General features: G+C 39.5%; 7 protein-coding genes. 3 read left to right on the top strand and 4 right to left on the bottom strand.

Annotation, left to right across the window (positions count from 1 at the left end; all coding sequences use genetic code 11):
* Positions 1 to 823: 823 nt before the first annotated feature.
* Entirely contained in the window at positions 824 to 1,207 is a 384-nt protein-coding gene (locus tag HZA08_00280; GenBank protein MBI5191862.1) for an endonuclease domain-containing protein, read from the top strand.
* A 143-nt stretch (positions 1,208 to 1,350) separates the two neighbouring features.
* Here the strand turns inward: HZA08_00280 and HZA08_00275 are convergent, their stop codons facing one another.
* The 3 genes from HZA08_00275 to HZA08_00265 form a co-directional block, all read right to left on the bottom strand.
* Positions 1,351 to 1,689 (bottom strand): hypothetical protein, encoded by a 339-nt coding sequence (locus tag HZA08_00275; protein ID MBI5191861.1) that lies wholly within the window; start codon positions 1,687 to 1,689, stop codon positions 1,351 to 1,353.
* The gene (locus HZA08_00270) at positions 1,679 to 1,960 is read right to left on the bottom strand and encodes a hypothetical protein (protein ID MBI5191860.1); all 282 of its coding nucleotides are present in this window, start codon (positions 1,958 to 1,960) and stop codon (positions 1,679 to 1,681) included. Before HZA08_00270 ends, HZA08_00275 begins: the two co-directional genes overlap by 11 nt.
* Positions 1,961 to 2,159: 199 nt before the next feature.
* Positions 2,160 to 2,693 (bottom strand): HEAT repeat domain-containing protein, encoded by a 534-nt coding sequence (locus HZA08_00265; protein MBI5191859.1) that lies wholly within the window; start codon positions 2,691 to 2,693, stop codon positions 2,160 to 2,162.
* Between the two features lie 367 nt (positions 2,694 to 3,060).
* Between HZA08_00265 and HZA08_00260 the strand changes: the two genes are divergently transcribed.
* Both HZA08_00260 and HZA08_00255 read left to right on the top strand, forming a co-directional pair.
* Entirely contained in the window at positions 3,061 to 3,348 is a 288-nt protein-coding gene (locus HZA08_00260; protein ID MBI5191858.1) for a hypothetical protein, read from the top strand.
* Positions 3,338 to 3,712, top strand: a complete 375-nt coding sequence (locus tag HZA08_00255; protein MBI5191857.1) for an ArsR family transcriptional regulator — start codon at positions 3,338 to 3,340, stop codon at positions 3,710 to 3,712. The genes HZA08_00260 and HZA08_00255 overlap by 11 nt, the downstream gene beginning before the upstream one ends.
* Before the next feature lie 19 nt (positions 3,713 to 3,731).
* On the opposite strand, the gene HZA08_00250 is transcribed toward HZA08_00255, so the two are convergent.
* A partial coding sequence (locus HZA08_00250) for an efflux RND transporter permease subunit (GenBank protein MBI5191856.1) occupies positions 3,732 to 4,319 on the bottom strand: 588 nt, incomplete at its 5' end.

Here is a 4,319-nt window from a genome sequence, read left to right as displayed (position 1 = left end):
ACCTCCTTATGGTTTGAGCTGTGAAATAATTCTATTGATTAAAATTGCAAATTCAGTGCCATTCATTTGACAGGCTGCTTAAAGAGGGATTTAGGAATCCAAACACTGATGTATTTATCTATTATATCAATATGATAGCTTTTCATATAATTATTGTTGGAATAGAAAAGGAGATGAAAAAATCTCAGAAAATGGATCAAAATCTTAAAGATGAGACAGTCAAATTGTGCACAACATGACAAAATTTTGTTCAAATAATAGTGAATAATGGAGACATGAAAAAATGAGTCTCAATTAAACACAACGTCTGATAATAGATATTATGTAAACTCACCTTGATTTAGGTCTTGTTGTGAGTTTACATAATATCGGCTGTAGTTGTAGAAACCACTGTAATCTATCCGACCATGCCGTAGCGTGGGGGTTCATCCCCCACTTTAAGCCGACCACTCATGCATTGCTTTACCAAGCGTCTTTCCCTCTAAGTTGGCAAACAGGGTTATTGCCCTCTGTCAGGCTGCTGAAAAAGTCTCTTGAAAATTATTATTGCATGGATATACTTGTTCAGAACCTTTTAACTTGATAATTTCCTGTAGCTTGCTGCAGGGTTCTTCATGTAGGGCTGCAGGGTTCTTCATGTAGGTTTGTATTTAAGGTTCTTCAGGGATTCGTGTGGAGTGTGGAATCAGTGATAGTCTCCATCCCATAGCCAAAGGGATACGCAAACAATATTCCTCCCCTTTACAAGGTGAAACAACAAATAGTGTTCCTCCCCTTTACAAGGGGAGGTTAGGTGGGGTATTTTATAATTCGGAGAGATTAATTGACAAAAGTGTTCAATAAAACAAGTGAAAAGCTCAAACGTAGAAATTTAAGGCAAGAGATGCCTAAGGCTGAAATGATGTTGTGGTTAAAGCTAAGAGGCAAGGGATTAAATGGTTTCAAGTTCAGGCGTCAGTACAGCATTGGAAAATTTATAGTGGATTTTTATTGTCCTCAGCTAAAGTTGGCTATTGAAGTGGATGGGGATTCTCATTTTACTGAGGATGCTGTAACAAACGATATTGAAAGACAAAAGATTATTGAAGCTTATGGGATTACTTTTTTGTGTTTTACCAATCTTGATATTTATGAAAATCTTGAAAATGTATTGTACAGGATTGATATAGAGATGAGAAAAGATACCTCCCCTAACCCCTCCTTGTAAAGGAGGGGAATGTTAAGGGAATAGTTCGATGTAAAGGAGAGGAATGCTTTGTTTCTGGTTTGTTCGGGTTAGGATTGCAATCTTGTTTTACTGTGGAAGACTTGATATGTACCCACACAAATCCCAGTAGAACCGTATTTAATTTACAGTAACTCGTTCTCCTCGATAAACCTCATTGATTCGTTAACAAACTCTTTTATTGATTTCGTAGCCTCAACGAATATATGTGAATCAGGGTCATCAAAAGGGTGACAGTGATATTTACCGCCTTCGGAGTCATACCCATGTAGCCGTTTATTTTTAAAGACAAGGGCGAAGTTAAGCTTGTCCTTCGCACTGTTTCCATATATATGGATGAAAAGATCGTTGTCTATTACCAGTTTTAAGCTGATAATATTATCTGTTCTGTCAATCTCAACAAGTGACAGGTTATATTTATCTGCGATGTCTTTTGTCTCTCTTATTATGGCATTAATCTCCACCCTTCAGCTCCTTCAGCTTCTTTTCAATTGTCTTTATACCATCAATAGCTATCTCCCACTCCTGGGCATCAGATTCAACTTCAAAGGTATATTTCATTTTCTCGACGACGTTTTCCATCTCAAAGCTGTCAAAATCCATTCCATATTTATTCTTATAGAGATCATCAATCATCCTATAACGCGTGAGTCTCCTTAAATAGTCCCTCCTAAGGAGCTCTTGAAGCTCATCTTCTGTCATTTCATCTATCTGTTTCTTAACAGTTGCCTTCATGCTCATCACCTCCAAATAGTGGTAAAATATGATACACTGTTACTGTCCCAAATCTTAACAAATTAGCCGAGGTAGTGCAATATTATATCTTTGGTTACTCACTCGTCATGGGTAGGGAATAAGTTGTAACCCTGTAGCAAGGCAAGCTACATGGAATTAGCAAGTTAAAGTATAGTCTACTAAGTAGTTATAGAATAGATTACCGTTCATCCCTGATCCTTGCCAGTGAATTAATGGCAGCAATTCTGATGTCTTTTTCTTCTGTACTGCTTTTGAGTATCGTGATTAATTGGTCAACCACCTTGTTGTCTTTATAGTTTCCTAAGGCTAATACGACTTCTCTTCCTACCTCTTTGTCCTTATCCATAAGACATTTCAGAAGAAGAGTTATTATGCTCGGATCTTGTAATGTAGAAATTCCCCTGATAGCCTCCCGCCTTATTTCAGGACTCGGGTCCTCAACAAGTAAGACAATGTTCTTTGTCCATTGTGCAGGATCAATCTGCCTGAGAGCAGACATTATTAGAAGTCGTATATCAGCAGGCTCATTCTTATCTGACATGATTTTCAGCAAAAAGGGAACTGGCCTTTTATCTATGAATCCGGATAGGGCATTGATGGCGCCGCTTCTTATATTGTGATCTTTATCAGAAAGTAGTTCAATTAATGGTTCCACGGCACGGCTATCTTTGATACCGGCTAAGGTCTTTATGGTGTCCATTCTGACACTCATGCTAATGCTTACTTGTATAAATATTAGTTAGTATGTCATTCCCGAAGTGTTTAATCGGGAATCTGGTTTATAAGCCATATCCCCGATAAAAGCATTCGGGGATGACAACTATTTCATATCGTTTAATTTTACAAGTAAGCACTAATATCCTTTTCATGACCATTTGTGAGCCCGCGTCTCATGACGGTTTACCGAGAGTTATAAACTCACTAGGGTGTAGCCTGTGAAGTAGTTAGAAAAGAGATTACTGGAGGGCCCCACAAATGGGGTAACTACATTTTCCCACCCTTTACCGAGGCATTACTTGGGGCTTTTTTATTCCCCCCCGTTGACAATAACCTTATAGGGCATATAATACCTATTAGACATGCCAAAGGCTAAACTCATAGTAAGGGAAAAGGTGGAATTTCAGGGCGGGGATATTGCAGAGTTTAAGTTATGGGAAGCGCCTAAAACAAAGGATAAACCGCATGGCTATAAATACTCTCTTGTATATATCAGGCATGGCAAAAGGCTTATCGGTTATGACAATTCAGAGGGCAAGGGAGACCACAGGCACTACGGCAGTGGAGAAGAGATATACGAGTTTAAGGGCATAGATAAACTCTTTGATGATTTTTATAACGATGTAAGGAGGATGAGAGATGAGAGTTAAAAGGATAAGGATAGGAATAAAGAGATTTGAGGAAGTCCTCGAAGGTGTAAAGGAGACCATGAAAAAGATTGAGGGGGGCGAGAAGGTAAAGGAGCGGAGAGGTTATTATTTTGAGAACCTTGAGGCATTCAGAAGGGCATTAACCGAAAAGAGATTAGAGATGCTGCATGTGATTAAAAAAGAGCGTCCTGCCTCTGTCTATGAACTTGCAAAACTCCTTAAGAGGGATGTTAAGAATGTAACACAGGACTTGGAGTACCTTAAACAGGTCGGGCTTGTAGAGATTAAGAGAACCAAAGAGAAACAGGAACGGAACATACCAGAGGTTAAATACGATAAGATTGATTTGGAGATAGCGGTTTAATGCCTTTTGGAGCTTGAGGTTATTGTTTAAATAACTTTGCCTGTGCTTCATCAAACAGGTCATATACGACAGGTACTACTACAAGCGTTAGGAATAGCGAGGTAAGCAGACCACCTATTGTAGCTATTGCCATCGGTGAACGTGTTTCAGCCCCCTCGCCGATTCCTATAGCAATGGGCATCATGCCAAGCACCATGGCAAATGTGGTCATGAGAATAGGTCTCAGCCGAACAGGTCCGGCTGTTAATATTGCCTCTTTGCGTTCCATCCCCCTTGCCCGTAATGTATTTGTGTAGTCAACCAATAAGATCGCGTTCTTTTTGACAAGTCCCATGAGAAGGATCAAACCTATAAATGTAAATATATTAAGCGTCTTTCCGGTAATCAGGATCGCCAGAAAGGCCCCTATAAATGAAAATGGCATGGAAAGGAGTACGGTTATGGGATGGATGAAGCTCTCATACTGCGATGCAAGTACCATGTAAGCCAGAATAACACCAAGTACCAAGGCAAACATCAGGTAGCCGAAGGACTCGCCCATCATTTCTGCCATCCCTTTATATCCGGTTGAGTAATCTGATGGGATTATCTTTGCTGATATTGCATT

The organism is Nitrospirota bacterium (assembly GCA_016212215.1).
Taxonomy (GTDB): domain Bacteria; phylum Nitrospirota; class 9FT-COMBO-42-15; order HDB-SIOI813; family HDB-SIOI813; genus JACRGV01.
Note: the sequence above shows the minus strand (reverse complement) of the source record. Positions and strands in the feature narration are given on the sequence as shown.

Coding starts and splice junctions, on each gene's coding strand:
- HZA08_00260 (MBI5191858.1), top strand. CDS start 3,061: ATGCCAAAGGCTAAACTCATAGTAAGGGAAAAGGTGGAATTTCAGGGC.
- HZA08_00270 (MBI5191860.1), bottom strand. CDS start 1,960: ATGAAGGCAACTGTTAAGAAACAGATAGATGAAATGACAGAAGATGAG.
- HZA08_00255 (MBI5191857.1), top strand. CDS start 3,338: ATGAGAGTTAAAAGGATAAGGATAGGAATAAAGAGATTTGAGGAAGTC.
- HZA08_00265 (MBI5191859.1), bottom strand. CDS start 2,693: ATGAGTGTCAGAATGGACACCATAAAGACCTTAGCCGGTATCAAAGAT.